Below are 15,444 nucleotides of genomic sequence, written 5' to 3' on the forward strand. Positions count from 1 at the left end.
CCGGGCAACCGAGCAGAAGGCTTGAAATCCGGGAGGGAAAACGCTCCAATGTCAGTCAACTACCATACATAAACGGGCTGGTTTTGAAGTGACCACCCGTGGCCGGTTTTGAAGTGACCGGTGACACCCTGCGGGCGCGCGGCTGCGTTGCATGCGGCCGGTGGCCGTCGGGCGTCGGGCGTGGTACAGTCGGGGGTGTGCTCGATCCCAGGCACTTGCGTGGGTGGTGGGGGGGAGGAGATGGTGGCTTCCGATGGTCAGGGCGCACGGGACCTGCATGAGGCCGGCGGGGTTGCCAGGGACTGGTCCGCATACGTGGAGACGCGCTACGGGGTGCGGGTGTCGTGGCGCCAGTGCCCTGTGCCGTTGGACAGACTGATCGCCACGCAACCCGAGATCGAGCTATTGAAGTACCGGCTCGTCCGCGACGAGGGCTTTCGGATCGAGGAGCCGATCGTGGTGTACAAGGGCCGGGCGGGCCCCTATTACGTGGTCGACGGCCACACGCGGGCCAGGGTGAGGTGGGATGCCGGGTGCACGACCGTCGAGGCCATCCTGCTGGACTGCCCGGAGGAGGCGGTGGAGCTGGATCTGGCGAGCGCGGCGTGTCGGAGCGGTGCCGGCGATTCCCGTCGCATCGGCGACGTGCCGATCATCGACAGGCTGGGCGAGGGCACTGCGGCATGGACGCGGAGGCGGCGCGAGCTGCTGCGGAAGCGCGGCTGAGGCCGGAGCGCCGGCGGCTCAGAGGATGTGTTTGGCGATGCGGCGGCCGACCTCGGTGATGCTGTCGGCCTGGGCGATGGCGGAGAGGCCGCGGCCGGTCAGCAGCATGGCGTCGTCATAGGTGTGCATGCCGCTGCGGGGGCCCTTTTCGAACAGGTGGCCGGTGCCGAGTTTCGCTTTCAGGTCGAAGCCGTTGCAGGGGTCGATGACGATGTCGGGCGCGCGGTCGACGTGGCGGCCCTGGAAGACCTCCTCGCTCTTCATGACCTGCCTGCAGACCACCTCGCCCGTTTCCGGGTGCTTGATGGCGCGGAGCTTGTCCATGATCTCCGTGCGGAGGGGGCGGTATTCGTTGTCGGTGACGACGCCGATGTCCCAGCGTCCCTGGCGCAGGATGTGGATGCGGCCGGGCACGAGGGAGAGGGCGCGCGAGCCCGGGCGCACGGCCTGGTAGCCCTTCTCTGGGGCGTTCTCGTAGTCCAGGTAGCCCTCGCGCTTGAGCCAGCGGTTGATCTGGACTTCCCAGCGCAGGTTGCAGAAGCCGTGGTCGCTGCAGATGAGCAGGTTCTCGTCGCCGACGAGCTTGACGACCTTGCCGAGGAAGTCGTCGAGCTTCTTGTAGAAGTCGTAGAAGAAGGCGGCGTCCGGCCCGCCGGGTTCGTCCTGGGCATGCCAGAGGAAGTGGTGGAGGCGGTCGGTGTCCATCACGTGCAGGAAGAACAGGTCCCAGCCTTCGTCCTGCTGCAGGAGGTTCAGGGCGGTGTTCCGGCGCGCTTCGGCGACCCGCTTGAGGTCTTCCTTGAAGCGTTCGGGCGACTGGGCGGCGACGGTGGGGTCGACGTCGATCTCGTACTTCATTCCCTGCAACTGGCTCAGGACGCCGGGGTTCGAGCAGGCGCGCTCGTCGAGCGTGGGTGCCAGGAATCCGCTGACCAGGAAGCCCTTGAGCTTTGGGGCGGGGTACGTCTGCGGGACGCTCAATGCGGCGAACCGCTTGCCGGCGTCCTCCAGGCGTTGCCAGAGGGTCTTGCACTTCAGGTCGTCGTAGGACGGGATGTACATGTCGAGGTTCGGCCGCAGCTCGACGAACCCGTAGATGTCGAACGCGCCGGGGTTCTCGCCGGTCTGAAAGGCGGACCATGCCACGTTGCTGACGGTGGGGAAGACGCTCTTGATGCGTTTGAGCGTGCCGCGCTCGGCCAGTCTGTGCAGGTTGGGCATGATGCCGTCGTAGGTGAGCTTCTCGGCCAGCGAGTAGGGGAAGCCGTCCAGGCCGATGCCGACGAGCTTCCGGGTCTTGCCGAAGCCGAAGATCATGGTCATGCCTTTCGAGAGACGGCGTTCGTCAGCCGTCCGTGTGAGTGACGATGCCGCCGGCGACGACGTTGCGGCCCTTGACGAGGACGAACCGCCCGAGTTCCGGCACGTTGTAGAAGGACTCGACCACGACGGGGGAATCGGTTTCGATGACCATCTCGCCCACCTCGGTCTCGCAGAGGCGGCGCTCGTCGGTCGGCAGGTGGGCCAGGTTGCCGCTGTCGACGCGTTCGGCCAGTTCGACCAGGCGGCAGGGCGTCTCCTGCGTGGCGCACCGGAGGGCGAGGTCCTGCGCGCCGTCGTCCATCTGGAGCGGCTCGGGGGCCAGCCAGAACACGCTGGCGCGCAGCCGTCGCGTCATCCCGGCCTGGTCGTCTTCCGGACAGCCGACCTGGCCGCGTTCGGGGGCCTTGCCGTCCAGGCGAAGCGCGACGCACTCTCCCGCCACGGCCTCCGCCATGTCCGGACGCATGAACTGGAGGACCTCCCGGACCGTCCGCACGTCGCCGCCGGGCAGGAACCGGATCTTCCGGTCCTTGTGCAGGCGGCCGCTCTCGACGCGGCCGACGGCCACCCGCTCGCCCTCGTGCTCGTAGACGTCCTGGACAGGGAAGCGCAGCGGCTTGCGCGTGGCCGGCGGGATCTTGCGGAACCGGTCGAGCGCCTCCACCAGCGTGGGGCCTTCGTACCACGGCATGCGCTCGGAGCGCGTGGCAACGTTGTCTCCCACGTGCGCGCTGAGCGGCACCTCCATGGTGGCCCGGACGCCGAGGCGTTCGAGCCAGTCGTTCATGTCGCGGCGCACGCTCTCGAACCGCTCGCGGTCGTAGTCGACCAGGTCCATCTTGTTGTAGGCGACGGTGACCTGTTCGAGGCCGAGCAGGCGGATGACATAGGCATGGCGCTTTGTCTGTTCCTGCACGCCTTCGGCGACGCTGCAGAGGAGCACGGCGGCCTCGGCCTGCGAGGCGCCCGTGATCATGTTCTTGATGAACTCCTTGTGGCCCGGCGCGTCGATGATGACGTAGTCGCGCGCGGCGGTCGAGAAGAACGTCTGGGCGGTGTCGATCGTGATGCCGCGCTCGCGCTCCTCGTGCAGGTGGTCCATGATGAAGCCGTACTCGAGCCGCTTGCCCTCGGCGCGTGCGGCGGCCTCGATCTCCTGGATCTTGCCCTCGGGGAGCGATCCGGTGTCGTAGAGCAGGCGGCCGATGAGCGTTGACTTCCCGTGGTCAATGTGCCCGACCATCACGAACGACAGACTTTCTTCGGCCATCGGGGTCCTCACATGTAGCCCAGGGAGCGGAGTTTCTGCATCGTATAGGCGTCTTCTTTGTCCTGCGCGCGGCCGGAGCGTTCGGCGACGGTGGTGGTCTCCAGTTCGTGGATGATCTCGGCCACGCTGGTTGCCTCGGATTCCACGGGGCTGCAGCAGGTCTCGCAGCCCAGGCTGCGGTAGCGCTTGCCGTCGCGCGCGAAGTAGAGGGGGTTGACCGGCAGCCCCTCGCGCTGGACGTAGCGCCAGATGTCGATCTCGCGCCAGTGCAGGAGGGGGTGGACGCGGATGTGCGTCTCCTCGTCGGCCTGGCTCGTGTACTGGTCCCAGAGTTCGGGCGGCTGGTTCTCGTAGTCCCACTGGAAGCGCCGGTCGCGCGGGGAGAAATAGCGCTCCTTGGCGCGGATGCCGTGCTCGTCGCGTCGGATGCCCAGCAGCAGGCCCTCGAAGCCGTGCTCGTGGATGCAGTCCTTCAGGGCCTGCGTCTTCAGGGCCGTGCAGCAGTAGAGCTTCCGCTCGGCGGCGGGGACGTGGTCGGGTGCGTAGTCGGGCCCGACGCCTTCCGCAATGGCCTTCTCGTTGCGGGCGACGATCAGCTCCAGTCCCCAGTCCCGGACGCACTGATCGCGGAACGCATACATGAGCTTGAACTTGCGCCCCGTGTCGACGTGGATGACCGGGAAGGGGATCCTGCCCAGGAAGGCCTTGCGGCAGAGCCACACCAGGGCCGTCGAGTCCTTGCCGACCGACCAGAGCGCGGCCATCCTGCCGAACTGGTGGTAGGACTCGCGGATGATGTAGACGCTGCGGTTCTCCAGTTCGTCCAGATGATCCATTGTGCGTGTGTCCTTGTTCGCGGCGGGCGGCGCACGGCCGAACGGCCGTGCCGACTCGGCGGGCCAGAGCGGAGTGCTGCACTTATGATAATGCGCCGGCACCGGCCGGTGCAACTGGCACCGGCGCGTGCAACTGGCACCGGCGCGTGCAACTGGCACGGGCCCGTGCGGCGCGCACCGGGCTGTCGCACGGGGGGCGGGGTTGCGATATACTGGCGCGCGACGGGCGGTATCGGCGGGAACAAATCGGCTTCCCGCAGGTCTAACCGAGTGCGGAGACCATGGGCACAGAGGTCCCCTCCAGCGAGGCGCGCCTGATCGGCAGAGCGCGCCGTGGAGACGTTCAGGCGTTCGGCCGACTGGTCGAGCTGAACAAGGACTACATCTTCAATGCCGTGTTTCATTTGCTTGGGAATGCCGTCGACGCCGAGGACATCTCCCAGGAGGTGTTTCTGAGGGCCTTTCGGCATCTGAACGACTTCGAGGGCCGCGCCCGGTTCCGCACCTGGCTCTACGGCATCATGCTCAACGCCGTCCGCAGCTTCTGGCGGCGCCGGACGCTCAGAGGTACGGTGAGCCTGGACGGCGGAGGCGAAGGCGCGCCGCTCCCGGACCCGCCGGGGCCGACGGACGGGCCGGACGCGGCGGCCGATCGGCGCGAGCGTGTGGAGGCCGTGCGGGCGGCCATCGGGGCGCTCGACGAGGAGTCGCGCGAGATCGTGGTGCTGCGCGATATCAAAGGGCTGGCGTACGAGGAACTGGCGGAGGTGCTGCGGATCCCCGTCGGGACGGTCAAGAGCCGCCTGCATCGGGCGCGGACGGCGCTCCGAAAGGCGCTCGAGCCCCTGTATGGCGCCGAACAGAAGGACGGGCCGGACGATGGCTGATTGCCGAGTACACCGGGAGAGGTTCTCCGAGTACATCGACGACGTGCTGGACGTGCAGGGGCGCCGTGCGCTGGAAGAGCACCTGGCCGGCTGCGCGGCCTGTCGCCGGGAGCTGGACGTGTGGCGGCGGTTGCTGTCGGATGTGGCGGATCTGCCGGTGCCGCCGACCCCCGCCGGTCTCACGCGGCGCGTGCTGGATCGGGTCGAGGACGCGGCGGGCGACCCCCGCCGGCGGCTCGTACGCGTGTTCCGGCAGCGCGTCGGGCCGGTCGCGGCGATGATCGCGGCGGTGGTCGGGCTGACGTTCGCCGTCAACCGCGCCGGAGAGGTCGAGGTGCCCGTGGCGCCGCACCTGGCGCTGATGCGACCGTACGAGGCCAAGAGCGAGTTGACGGACCTGCTGGCGGCGGAAGCCCTGCAGATGGATGATGCTGTGGCCGGAGGCACGCTGCGCCGTGCCGTGCCCAGCGCGACGAGCGCGGTCCGGGTGGCGGACCATGCGGGAGCGGTGACGATGGCGGCGCAGGAGCACGCCGACGGCGTTGGGCCGGAGCGCGACGGCGTCGGGGGGAGGCCGTCGCTGGGCGGAGACGTCGCCGACACGGACGTTCGCGTCAGACCCCGGGCCGCGAGTGCCCCGACGGCGCCGCCGGCCATGCGCCAGTTCTTCAACCAGTTGCCGGGGCCGGAGGCGGTCCCCGCCGGCGCGCCCGTGCAGCAGGTTCTGACCCTGATGGCGGAGGACCAGGCGGTGCTGGCCAGCCGGGTGGTCGCGGTGGCCAACGACAACGGACTGCAGGCCTGGCTGGCCCTGGAGGAGGACGAAGGGGGGGGGGCCATGGATCTCTACATGAGTGTGCCGCCCGAGCGCTACCGGGCGCTCCTGCGACAGCTCCAGAGGCTGGCGCTCCCACAGCATCAGACGCTGATGACCGGCGAGGAGCACGGGTCGTCCTTCTTCGGCGACGAGGGCCGCCGGCCCGAGCCCGTTGCGCGGGGCCGGGCGCCAGGCGGGCGCGGCGGCGGTCTTGACGCGGACGCCCGGGCCGCCGGCCGCGGGGTGCTGGACGCGGTGAAGGAGGAGGAGCAGATGACCGTGGCCGCCGAGGCGGTCAAAGAGGCACGTGCCCGGGCCGAACCTGCAGGCGCACTGAACCTGATGGTGCGCGTGGTGCGGCCGGCAGAGGAGTAGGCGGCTACGGCTCCCGGCGCCGCACGAGCCAGCCCAGCAGGCAGCCGGGCGCCTCATGCGGCTCGGGGCTGCCGATCACCTGCTGTTGGCGCCGGCGCGCCAGCATGTCGGCCACCAGGCCTTCCACGTCTGCGTTGCGTTCCCACGCCTCGGGGTAGTCTTCGCGCAGGGCGAGGACCTCCTCCGCCTCGGCCAGGAGCCGGCCGGCCTTGCCCTCGCCGCGTTCCAGGTGCGCGGCCAGGCGGGTGCGGAGGTCGGCCAGGTGGAGTTCGAACTCGTCGGGAGTGAGCGGTGCGGGGGCCACGTTCAGTCGTCCTCGCCGGGCAGGAAGTCCGTCTTCCTGCGGGCCGGCGTGAGAGGTTCGAAGAGTTCCGTCGAGTGGATGCCCGTGGTCAGGTCGATGCTGAGCAGTCGTTTGCGGAGGTACTCGCTTCCGACGACGAGCGCGCGGACGCCGTTGACGCGGACCTGCTCGGGCGCGTGCCGGTGGCCACAGAAGACGTAGCGGAGCTTGGGGAAGCCCTTGAGGAGTTCGCCGAGGCGTTCGGAGCCGAGGAAGGCGCGGCAGAACTCATAGGCGGTGCTGGACGGGCCGTGCATGAGGCTGCGGAAGGGCAGGGCGTGCAGCACGGCGAGGACGGTGTCCACCTCCGGCTCGACGGAGCGGTAGGCGGCGTCCATCGAGCGGACGCACTGGTCTGTGAACTCCTCGTCGGTCAGCTTCCAGGTGATGAAGCGGCCGTCGTTCCAGGTGCAGACGCCGGGGAGGCGTTTGCGTCGGTACTGCTCGAGCGGGATGCTCAGGTCGGGGCTGCGGAACGTGTAGTCGTACCATCCGATGCTTCCGATGATGCCCACGCCTCCCATGCGGACGGGGCCCGTGTCGAGCATGTGGAAGCCGCGCTCGGCGGCAAGGGCGGGGAGCACCTCGCGGTACTTCGTCTCGCTGTTCGCGCCCGTCACCCACAGGTCGTGGTTTCCGGGCACCAGGAGCTTTGTGCCGGGGAAATCGGCGAACAGCTCAAGACATGCGGCGAAGTTGTCACGGCCGACATCGGCCACGTCGCCGGCGATGGCGAAGGCGTCGGCGTCCGAGGTGCAGACGTACTCGGCGAGCTGGTGCGTGCAGTTGTCGCCGGCCGGGTAGAGGCCGAAGTGGAGGTCCGAGGTGACCAGCAGCCGTTGGGGGTCGCGGTCCATGTGCCCGTCCCGTGATCTGGAAGTCCGTTGAAGGAGCTTTCTTATACTTCCACAACGGGCGGCTGAGGTCCGCGGGGCCCGTGCGTGCCGGGGGGCCGGCCCGCGTCGGCCTTGCCGAAGACAAGGGCCGCCGCACCGATGACACCGGCCTGATCGCCCAGCGTGCCGGGCACGATGCGGACGGCCCGGCGGTTGACGGCGTTCGTGTACTTGGCGGCCTGATGGAGCATGGTCTCGCAGAACAGGTCCCAGGCTGCGGCCATTGAGCCGCCCAGCACGACCAGGTCGGGATCCAGGGCGTTGCACATCCACGCGATGGGCACGGCGAGGTCGGCGCCGAACTCTCGCCATGCCTCACGTGCGTCCGGGTCGCCTTCGCGGGCCAGCGCGGCCACCTGCTGCGCCGTGGCGACGCGCTCGGTCAGCTTCCTGTAGTTGCGGGCCAGTCCACGGCCCGACACCTTCTCCTCGATCTGGTCGCCCTGGTAGGGGGAGGCCCAGACCTCGGCGGCGGCGCCGCGGGGGCCATCGAAGAGCCGGCCGTCGAGCACGAGGAACCCGCCCAGCCCGGTGCCCAGCGTAAAGCCGCAGCAGACGCGCGCCCCGGCGCCCGCGCCGTAGAGCGCCTCGGCCAGGCCGAAGCAGTTCGCGTCGTTGTTGAGCACCACGGGCCGGCCGATCGCCTCGCTGAGCCGGGCGACGATGGGGAACCCGTGGAGAGTCAGGAGGTTGTTGGTCTCCAGGATGACCCCCGCATCCATGTCGAGCGGGGCGGGCGAGCCCAGGCCGACGCCCTCCAGATCGTCGGGCCGGAGGCCGGCCAGGGCGAGGGCCTGCCGGACGGCGTCGGCCATGTCCGCCAGGATGGCCTCCGCCTCGCGCTCGGGCCCGGTGGGCACGCGCAGGTGGGCCAGCAAGCGGCCGCCGGCGGTGACGATTCCGACGCCGATCTTGGTGCCGCCCAGGTCGACGCCGGCGGCGAGGGGCTCACTCACGGACGGGGTCCTCCAGGAGTTCGGCGACGTAGGGCAGGTGCCGCCATCGGTTGGCGTGGTCCAGGCCGTAGCCGACGACGAAGGTGTCGGGGATCTCCTGCCCCACGTAGTCGGGCGGCGGCCCCACGGCGTCGCGGCGGGCCTTGCGCAGGAGCACGCAGGTCCTCAGGGAGGCCGGGCCGAGGGCCCAGAGGCCGCTGCGCAGCACCTCCAGCGTCCGGCCGCTGTTGAGCACGCAGTCGAGCAGGAGCACGTTGCGACCGGCGACCGGCAGGGCCTCCAGGTCGTCGAGCACGCGCACCGGTTCGTGGCGGTCGGCGCCCGCGGCCCTCTTGGTCTCGACCAGTTCCACCTCAATGGGCATCGGCAGGCGGCGGATCACGTCGGCGAGGAAGACGAGCGAGCCCTTCAGGACCCCGACCACGACGAGGGTCTCGGTGGCGGGCACGTCCCTGGTGATGGCCGACGCCAGCACGTCGACGTGCCGGGCGAGAGCGGCCTCGCTGACCAGGACGCGCAGCCTCTCCTGCCTTGCCGGGCGGCCGTCCTCGGCCATGGCGTCTCCCTCTGACACGGAGGTCTCCAACGTGTCCTCCGAGGGTTCCACAGGGGCTCGTGAGGACGCAAGCACACGGGCATCGGCCGGAGAGGGGCGGGCGGGCGTCACATCCAGGCGGCCGTCTCGTCCGGCTCCTCGACGAAGGGATTCGCCTCGTACGTGATCAGGGCCGACCATTCCTCTGTGGGGCTGCCGGGGATGAACTTGATGTCGAGTATCTTGGACCCGTTCAGGCTGGCCAGCTTGCGGTTGACCGACGAGACGAGGCTCTCCTGGTCGCCGGCGCCGACGCTCAGCACGCGGGTCTTGTGCCGGTGACGGCCCTGACTGAGCTGGGCGAGCTGTTGAATAAGCCCCTGTATGAGGTACAAGCGAGTCAGATACTTGTCGCGCAACTCGTGGACGAGCGGGGAGTACGAATAGGGATCGAACGCGGACTCCAGCTCCTGGCCGTGGTTCTGGAGTTCTTCGGCCAACTCCTGGCGCAGACGGGCCTGGATCCTGGCCAACGACCGGGCGAGCTCTCCTGCCTCCTGGTTCATCGCACACCTGTAGAGCTCTGAAGGGGGCTGGGAATCGACTGACCTTCATTATAGACCGCGGGCCGGAGCCTGTCAACGAATCGACCCCACCCGGCGGTCCCGGCCACCTCCTGCGGCGGTCGACCGCTCAGTCGGCGATATCGTAGAACCTGCGCAGCCGGGCGTCGATCTCCGGCGTGAGCGCGTCGCCGTAGGCGGCCACCACCGCATTGTAGCTCTCGTGCAGGGACCAGCGGCTCTCACCCGGCCTGTGGAGCTGCCATTCCGCCGCCCAGAGGACGGCGCCGTCGACACTGAGGACGTTCCTCCCGTCCTCCAGCACGCCCGCGCGGGTGTAGGCCAGGATCACGTCGAACGGCACGTTGGGCGGCAGCGCGCCGACGAACTCGTAGCTCGTCCTGTAGCGCCCGTCGCCGATCGGCCGGGGGGCGGCGTCCTCCGGACTGACGAGCGCGGGCTCGTTGAGGTAGCCGCCGTCCACGAGCGCCGCCAGCGAGTCGGGATACCGGTCGTCGTGGTCCTGCCGGTGCACCGCCAGGGCCACGGCGATCTGGCGCAGGTTGTTTCTGTCTACGGTCTTCCGGGCCTGCGCGCGGCTGCTACTTACCGCCGAACCGAGCCTCCCGAGAAGCACGCCGGAGTACAGGCGCGGCATCTCCCGGTAGAGCTGCCGTGCATCGACGTCGGCCTGCACGCTCAGGTGGAGGTCCGCACCGTCGCGGGCGAGAATCACGCCGATCCTCGTGCCCGAGACGGCCTCGGGGTAGCTCAACATCAGGCGGCCCAGGTCCGCCCGCAGCAGCAGGGCCAGCGGGCGGCCGGCAACCTCCCCGGCCAGCGAGTTGCGCGTTTCCGAACCGCGCCAGGTCAGGTGGCGGACGACGTTCTCCTCGCTGCCGGACACCACCAGCACGCCGTCCTCGATGCAGAGGGAGGCGGGCAGTCCCGGCAGGCTCATCAGCGTGTACCCGTCGCGCAGGACGGTGGAGAGCGCGGTGCCCGTGGCGTTCAGGGCGAACTGATCGAGCGCCGCCCGGAAGCCGGCGGCGTCGCGGAGCGGCAGGACGGCGGTCCAGTCCGCGCGCCCGATCATGGGGTGGTCGGCACCGGCGCCCAGCGACACGACCAAGCCGGACCCCAGCGTGGCCGCGAAGTCGTTCAGCGACCGTCCGAGGTTTTCCTCGACCTCTGCGAACGGGTCCTGCCCCGTGCCATGCCCCGCCAGGGCGTCGACCTGGGTGACCAGATTGCGGAGGATTGTTGCGAACGCCTCCGCGTCTCCCCAGTGGAGGGCCAGGCTCAGCGCGGCGTCCGCAGGCGCCTCGGCCGCCGCCTGCATGGGCGAGGTCGGGAGAAGCTGCAGCAGCGTCGCGCCTTCGTCCGAGAAGCTCAGCGTCAGCCGCAGGGCCTCCGTCGCGGACGGCCGGGCCAGCAGGTAGCGCGCCCTGTCCAGACCCGAGAGCCACGTGAAGGCGTCGAAGCCGTCCCGAGCCCGGTCCGGCATGTCTTCGCGCAGGGCGTCGAGCAGCGCCGGGACGGCGGCGTAGGCCAGCAGCGAGGCGTCCGGGGCCTTCCGGCGGGCGTCCATGTACGAGGCGTCGCGGGCCAGCGAGTCCTCCGGGTAGTGCGGGACGTGCCTCAGGGCCTCCTGCGAGCCGAACAGAAGGAGATCCGCACGGGCTCTGCACGGGATCTCCAGGTCGGGCAGATGGGCCAAGCCGTTCGCGTCTCGGGTCAGCCCCCCGAGGAGGCGGTCGGGCCAGGCGGCGTCCGCGAAGCCCACCAAGACCAGCACGCCGCCCTTGGTGACGGCCAGCCCCAGCCCCGTCACGTGCGGCGCCGCCCGGGAGACCGTTCCCGGCGGCAGGGACAGCACGTGATCCATGTGGCCGAAGGGATCGGTCAGTTGCGGCTGCACGAGGGCGGCCACCGGCGGGAGCGAGGCCATGGACAGCAGGGCCTGCGCGGGCTCCTCTCCCATCTCCGCGTAGACCATCACGTCGGCCGGCACCGCTTCGGCAATCTCCGCTGAGCGGGCATCGCGAACCGCCGCTACGGACAGCAACGCCATCGCCATCATCACGTGCACGAAACGGTTCATCGCACCCTCCGGGGTCTACAGGCTGCCGCACACCCTCTCTGGCCTTCGTCGGGCCACAATCGAGATTACCGGCGGCGGCGACTCGTGTCAAGCCGGTTCCTGCGCGGACGCACGGCCCGCGCGGGCCGCGAACCGTCGGGCGCGGAGGGCAAACGCGTCGGCCACCGTCTGCCCGCATTGGGAGGCGACGTAGGCGGCGATCTGCGCCCAGGATTCGCCCGGCGGCAGGCCGGGCCGGGCCTGCAGGGCCGTCGGGTCCTGAACGGCCAGCCCGCAGGAGCGCAGGGCGGCGACGGGGTCCTGCGTGCGGGCGATGGTGCCGGGCGTGCAGCGCCGGAACCGCAGCCCGAACGAGTGCAGCAGCACGACGAGCGCGCGCAGGTCGTCCAGGCGCCGGGCGACGGTGAGGGTGTCCTGCAGTTCGGCCTCCAGGGGGGTGCCCGCCGCAGGCTCCAGGGCCATTGCGCCGGGCCGGCGGCGCGTCTCCGGGACGATGCCCAGGACGCGGCGGCAGGGCAGCCGGAACCGCTCGGCGATGCAGGCGGCCGCCCACGCGGTGACGGCGTGAGGGGTGTCTACGGCGGGTGCGTCCGGTGGGGCGGCGGCCAGGATCCGGGCCGCCGTCTCCGCGTCGGACCGCAGCACATACGCCGTGCGGCCGTCGGGCAGTCTCCGGCGCACGAGCAGCCGCCCGGCCGTCAGTGCGTGCCGCACCGTGCGCCGGGCGAAGCGGGCTCTGTCGGCGCGCACCTGCTGCAGCAGCCACCGTGCGACCGCGCGGCGGCGCTCCGCCGGCCAGCCGATCGCGTCTGCGTAGGCGTCGTAGAACCGACGGACTTCGCGAAGCGGCAGGCCCGACCGGACCAGGTCGCTGGTCGCGTGCCGGAGGTCCGTGCAGTCGACGTCGCGATCGGGCGGCAGGTCGAATTCGGCCGTCAGCCAGTCCAGCACGCACAGTCGCCGCGTCCCCCCCGATCCCGCGAGCATGAGGTTGCGCGCGCCCAGGTCGCCGTGCCGCACGCCGGCGGGCCCGAGCCGGGCGATCAGCGCGGCGTATTCCTGCAGTATCTGCTCCCGCTCCTCTGCGGTCGGCGCCCGGGCGTCGTCCCGGTTCCTCAGGTCGAGCACTTCGCCGAGGGCGCGGGCGTCTTTCAGGCAGACGAAGGCGATCACCTGGCCCCTGAGGATGCCGAGGCGGCGCCGTTCGACGGCGAACAGGGGGCGGGGCGCGGGCAGGCCGGCGTCCAGGGCCCGCACGGTGTTGTCGAACTCGCGCCGCACGCACGTGTCGCCGCGCAGCGCCCGGCACGCTTCGCGCGTGCCGATGCGGAGATACTGCTTCCAGACCTGCCCCAGCAGGTCCAGGAGGATGGTCCGGCGGGTGTTGCCCCGGGCTAGGCGGACGGCGCCCGGCACCCGGCCCGTCGCGTGCAGTTCGGCCAGCGCGGCGGCCTGCTCCGGGCCGATGGTGCCGCGCACGAGGCGGTATCCTCGGGGCAGCCCGGGGTCTTCCATCGCCGTGTGCCTCCCGTTTCAGCGGTCGCCGGGGTCCGTTCCGTCCGGGACGGCGGCCAGAGCGGCCGCCGCCGCCAGGGCGGCCGCGTCGTCGCCGGAGAGCACGTGGACGTAGCGTGTCGCGGGCCCCTTGACGTAGCGCCCTCCGCCGGGCGTCTCGCGGCCGATCAGGATCCGCTTGCCTTCCGTTCTGGATTCCCGCAGGGTGATGGTCAGGAACGGGGCGTCGAATCCGTACAGGTCCGGCGCCCGGTCGGCGTAATCCGCCAGGCTCGCGGCCCGCAGGTCGCGGAGCCGCGCGGCGGCCTGCCGGACGGCGTCGGCGAGCGCCGCATCCAGCGCGGCGCCCTCGGCGTCGGTCCAGGACTCCGTCGCCTCGTCGTAGGCGAACGACTGCGCGCGGCCGCCGCGTTCGAAGGTCAGCCCGGTCAGGTCCGGCGCGCGGCAGACGTCCAGCGAGGCCAGGTCGGCGCCCAGATGGTCCACGACGGCCGGGGGCAGCACGACGAGCCGTTCGTCGCCGTCCAGTCGGGCGAAGCGCCCGACGGCCGGTTCGCCGGTCTCCGCACCGACGCGCAGGGTGTGCACGCGCAGGGCGGGCGACGCCTCGGATGCCGGAGGAGCGTCTTCGTAGCTGACCTCCAGGACGATGTCCGGCGTGTCCAGGCCGCAGGCGGCCGGGTCGTCGATCTCTTCGGCGGCGACAGCGGCGGCCTTCAGCGGCGCCAGGTCGCCCAGGATGGCCTGCACGGCATAGCGGTCGGCCGGGCCCTGGACCGGGCGGACGAGCGACCACGCCGCCTCGTCCGGCCGCCAGACGGCCTCGAGCCGCCCGGTGCCCCGCTGCAGGACGATGCGGCGGGCGGCCGAGCGGGGTTCGTTCAGGAGCAGACGGTCCAGGAAGGCGGGCCGGCCGCGGGTCAGCGCGGCGTAGTAGTCGCCGCCGGGCACGGCCAGCACCGCCGGGTAGCCGTGCCGGCGGACATAGGCCCGTCCGTCCTCGGCGGCGCCGAACGAGAGCGCCGCCAGGTCCGCCCCGCCGGCGTCTTGAAGCGTCACGGTCACGGCGTCCGCCTCGGCCAGGCCGTAGGGCGACACGTCGGCCGGGTCGTCGGCCGCGAACTCGTCCACCTCCAGCGTCTTGAGCTCGTCCAGCAGGGCGTCCACCGCCTCATCGTCGGCATCGGCGGGGCGCTCGCCGGCGATCCGCCATGCGTCCGCGTCCTTCGCCAGCCGCAGGTCGCCGGCCGGGCCGGAGACGACGATCTGCCGGACGCGGTCCGACGGGAACTCGGCCAGGGAGCGTTCCCGCAGGCCGGCGGGGTCCTTGTCCAGGGCGTCCAGAAGCGAGGCCGGCACGCGCACGACGGACGGCTCGCCCTGCGCCAGTGCGTAGCATTCGTCTGCGTCGCCCCCGGAGGGGCGGGCGAAAAGCACGGTGTACGAGGCGTCCCGGCCGGTCAGGGTCACGGTCAGCGCGGGCTCATCCAGGCCGTAGTCGGTGGCCCGGGTGGGGTCGTCGCTGAGGAAGTCGTCGTCGGCCAGCCGGTGGTCGCAGATCCGGTCGGCCAGGGCCTCGACGGCCGCGCGGTCGGCCAGGTCGCGCACGGGCGCCACCAGTTCCCATCGGTCCTCGACCTTCCGGCACTCGATCCGCACCGGCGGCCCATCGCCGCGCGGCGCCGCCGAGATCGAGACGCTGCGCAGGTCGAACGCGCTGAGGCGCGGGGCCAGCACCTTGCTGCGCAGGCCCGGGACGGTCACGTCCGTTGCGTCGGCGACCTCCTTCGCCACGGCGAAGACGGCGTCCTCGCCGGCGACGGCCACGAAGGTCGTCTCGCCCACGCCCGCGGGTTTGCCGACGTGCAGGGTCCAGGCCGGGGGACCGTTCTCGGCGATCCTGACCGCGACGGTCCGCGCGGGCGTGTCCAGTCCGTAGCCGGTCCGGTCGAGCGGCCGGCCGGGCTCAGGATAGGCGGCGGAGGCCTTCTCGGCGGCCCCCAGTTTGTCGAGAAGGGCCTCGACCTGGCGGCCGTCGGCGCGCACGTCCAGCGGCTCGACGATGCGCCACTCGCGGGACGATCGGCGGCGGCAGACGATGCGCCCGCCCGGGCTCTCGATCACGAGTTCACGCACGGCCGAGGTCTGGAAGCCGGGCAGCAGCTTCCGGCGCTCGCGCAGGGCCTCGACCGACGTCGGCCTCTTCGACAGCGAGTGGGCGACGAGCCCGGCCACGACGACGGCGATGAGCAGAAGGAGTGTGGACTTGTGCTTCATGGCTCCGTCCGGTCCGAAGGG

At 71.1% G+C, this 15,444-nt stretch carries 14 protein-coding genes; 3 read left to right on the forward strand and 11 right to left on the reverse strand.

The annotated features are described in order from the left end of the window. The first annotated feature begins 243 nt into the window (after positions 1-243). Positions 244-726 (forward strand): ParB N-terminal domain-containing protein, encoded by a 483-nt coding sequence (locus GXY85_12175; protein NLW51578.1) that lies wholly within the window; start codon positions 244-246, stop codon positions 724-726. A gap of 18 nt (positions 727-744) precedes the next feature. Here the strand turns inward: GXY85_12175 and GXY85_12180 are convergent, their stop codons facing one another. Genes GXY85_12180 through GXY85_12190 form a run of 3 tightly spaced genes read right to left on the reverse strand, consistent with a single transcriptional unit; the run spans position 745 to position 4,155 of the window. Beyond that, positions 745-2,049 (reverse strand): hypothetical protein, encoded by a 1,305-nt coding sequence (locus GXY85_12180; protein ID NLW51579.1) that lies wholly within the window; start codon positions 2,047-2,049, stop codon positions 745-747. Positions 2,050-2,071: 22 nt separating this feature from the next. After that, on the reverse strand, positions 2,072-3,319 hold the full coding sequence (locus tag GXY85_12185) for an elongation factor Tu (GenBank protein ID NLW51580.1): 1,248 nt from the start codon (positions 3,317-3,319) through the stop codon (positions 2,072-2,074). A gap of 8 nt (positions 3,320-3,327) precedes the next feature. Continuing rightward, on the reverse strand, positions 3,328-4,155 hold the full coding sequence (locus GXY85_12190) for a sulfate adenylyltransferase subunit 2 (GenBank protein ID NLW51581.1): 828 nt from the start codon (positions 4,153-4,155) through the stop codon (positions 3,328-3,330). 281 nt (positions 4,156-4,436) lie between these two features. Between GXY85_12190 and GXY85_12195 the strand changes: the two genes are divergently transcribed. Both GXY85_12195 and GXY85_12200 read left to right on the forward strand, forming a co-directional pair. Then, positions 4,437-5,042: a sigma-70 family RNA polymerase sigma factor gene (locus GXY85_12195; GenBank protein ID NLW51582.1), complete on the forward strand. Its 606-nt coding sequence runs from the start codon at positions 4,437-4,439 to the stop codon at positions 5,040-5,042. After that, positions 5,035-6,234, forward strand: a complete 1,200-nt coding sequence (locus GXY85_12200; protein NLW51583.1) for a hypothetical protein — start codon at positions 5,035-5,037, stop codon at positions 6,232-6,234. Before GXY85_12195 ends, GXY85_12200 begins: the two co-directional genes overlap by 8 nt. A gap of 4 nt (positions 6,235-6,238) precedes the next feature. On the opposite strand, the gene GXY85_12205 is transcribed toward GXY85_12200, so the two are convergent. The 8 genes from GXY85_12205 to GXY85_12240 form a co-directional block, all read right to left on the reverse strand. After that, positions 6,239-6,538, reverse strand: a complete 300-nt coding sequence (locus GXY85_12205) for a hypothetical protein (protein ID NLW51584.1) — start codon at positions 6,536-6,538, stop codon at positions 6,239-6,241. A gap of 2 nt (positions 6,539-6,540) precedes the next feature. Then, the gene (locus tag GXY85_12210) at positions 6,541-7,434 is read right to left on the reverse strand and encodes a hypothetical protein (protein NLW51585.1); all 894 of its coding nucleotides are present in this window, start codon (positions 7,432-7,434) and stop codon (positions 6,541-6,543) included. A 41-nt stretch (positions 7,435-7,475) separates the two neighbouring features. Next, entirely contained in the window at positions 7,476-8,429 is a 954-nt protein-coding gene (locus tag GXY85_12215) for an ROK family protein (GenBank protein NLW51586.1), read from the reverse strand. Further along, positions 8,422-9,003: a hypoxanthine phosphoribosyltransferase gene (locus GXY85_12220; GenBank protein NLW51587.1), complete on the reverse strand. Its 582-nt coding sequence runs from the start codon at positions 9,001-9,003 to the stop codon at positions 8,422-8,424. Before GXY85_12220 ends, GXY85_12215 begins: the two co-directional genes overlap by 8 nt. Before the next feature lie 89 nt (positions 9,004-9,092). After that, a complete protein-coding gene (locus tag GXY85_12225) occupies positions 9,093-9,497 on the reverse strand; it encodes a hypothetical protein (protein ID NLW51588.1) in 405 nt (134 codons plus the stop codon). Positions 9,498-9,657: 160 nt separating this feature from the next. After that, complete coding sequence (locus GXY85_12230; GenBank protein ID NLW51589.1) at positions 9,658-11,631, reverse strand: hypothetical protein; 1,974 nt, start codon at positions 11,629-11,631, stop codon at positions 9,658-9,660. A gap of 87 nt (positions 11,632-11,718) precedes the next feature. After that, positions 11,719-13,146: a hypothetical protein gene (locus GXY85_12235; protein ID NLW51590.1), complete on the reverse strand. Its 1,428-nt coding sequence runs from the start codon at positions 13,144-13,146 to the stop codon at positions 11,719-11,721. An 18-nt stretch (positions 13,147-13,164) separates the two neighbouring features. Next, positions 13,165-15,423: a DUF4340 domain-containing protein gene (locus GXY85_12240; protein NLW51591.1), complete on the reverse strand. Its 2,259-nt coding sequence runs from the start codon at positions 15,421-15,423 to the stop codon at positions 13,165-13,167. Positions 15,424-15,444: the final 21 nt, after the last annotated feature.

The organism is Candidatus Brocadiaceae bacterium (genome assembly GCA_012728835.1).
Classification (GTDB): domain Bacteria; phylum Planctomycetota; class Brocadiia; order SM23-32; family SM23-32; genus JAAYEJ01.